The organism is Deltaproteobacteria bacterium, from assembly GCA_009930495.1.
Lineage (GTDB): Bacteria > Desulfobacterota > Desulfovibrionia > Desulfovibrionales > Desulfomicrobiaceae > Desulfomicrobium.
Window position 1 is genome coordinate 1 of the sequence record RZYB01000462.1, and the last position, 1,086, is coordinate 1,086.

Genomic DNA, 1,086 nt, shown 5'->3' on the forward strand with positions numbered 1-1,086 from the left:
ATCGCGAGCCTTCCCCTGGCCGTGAACATCCAGTGTCACAGCGCCCGGCATCAGGAGGTGGAACTCTAATGGCCGAATATGAACTGACCACTCCGCTCACGGATGAAGCTGTCGGCAAACTGCGCGCCGGCGACGTGGTCCGGCTGACCGGCACCATCTATACGGCCCGCGACGCCGCCCACAAGCGGCTCATGGATCTCTTGGACAAGGGCGAGCCGCTGCCGTTTGAACTCCAGGGATCGGCCATTTATTATGTCGGCCCCAGCCCGGCCCCTCCAGGCCGGCCCATCGGCGCGGCCGGGCCGACCACCAGCTACCGCATGGACACCTACGCTCCGCGCCTGCACGCCCTGGGCTGCAAGGCGTCCATCGGCAAGGGCCGCAGAAATGACGCCGTGCGTCAGGCCTTGAAAGACCACACGGCGGTCTATTTCGGCGCCACGGGCGGGGCTGGCGCGTTGTTGTCCAAATGTATTACAGCGGCCACAGTCGTCGCCTTCGAGGAACTCGGCCCCGAGGCCATCCGCGAGCTGACCGTGGTCGATTTCCCGCTTCTGGTCATCAACGACTCCGTCGGCGGCGAACTCTACGTCCAGCCGGACCGGAAAGCGGCGGGGTTGGAATAAAATGCGGGGCTCTGCCCCGCACCCCGCAAGGGGCTCGGCCCCTTGACCCGATTTGGGGGCTGGCGTGAAGTTTAGTATTTTTATTCGTGTTAGGCGCAAAACGAGACGCGCACGCACGTCCTGTGCGAGTGTCCGCCGTGGAGGGAAAAATTTTTTGCCCTACGCAGGATACGCGGGGCCACTCCCCCTGGCCCGATCACCGAAATTGTCAACGCCGCCCATGCGGCATCACATTGGAGGACAACATGGCCCTTTTCACTCCCCAGGAAGCCCTGGATTATCATTCCGAGGTTCGGCCCGGCAAAGTTGAAGTCGTGCCCATCAAACCCTACGCCACCCAAAAACATCTGGCCATGGCCTACAGCCCTGGCGTGGCCGAATCCTGCCTGGCCATCGCCAAGGACAAGGAGCTGTCCTACAAGTACACGGGCCGGGGCAATCTCGTGGCCGTGGTCTCCAA

Annotated in this window: 2 protein-coding genes; both read left to right on the plus strand. The window is 63.0% G+C overall.

Annotated elements, in window-relative coordinates; all coding sequences use genetic code 11:
• Positions 1-68: 68 nt before the first annotated feature.
• On the plus strand, positions 69-626 hold the full coding sequence (locus EOL86_15480) for a Fe-S-containing hydro-lyase (GenBank protein ID NCD26971.1): 558 nt from the start codon (positions 69-71) through the stop codon (positions 624-626).
• 245 nt (positions 627-871) lie between these two features.
• Positions 872-1,086, plus strand: a 215-nt coding sequence (locus EOL86_15485; protein NCD26972.1) for a malate dehydrogenase, incomplete at its 3' end; no start/stop codon positions are given.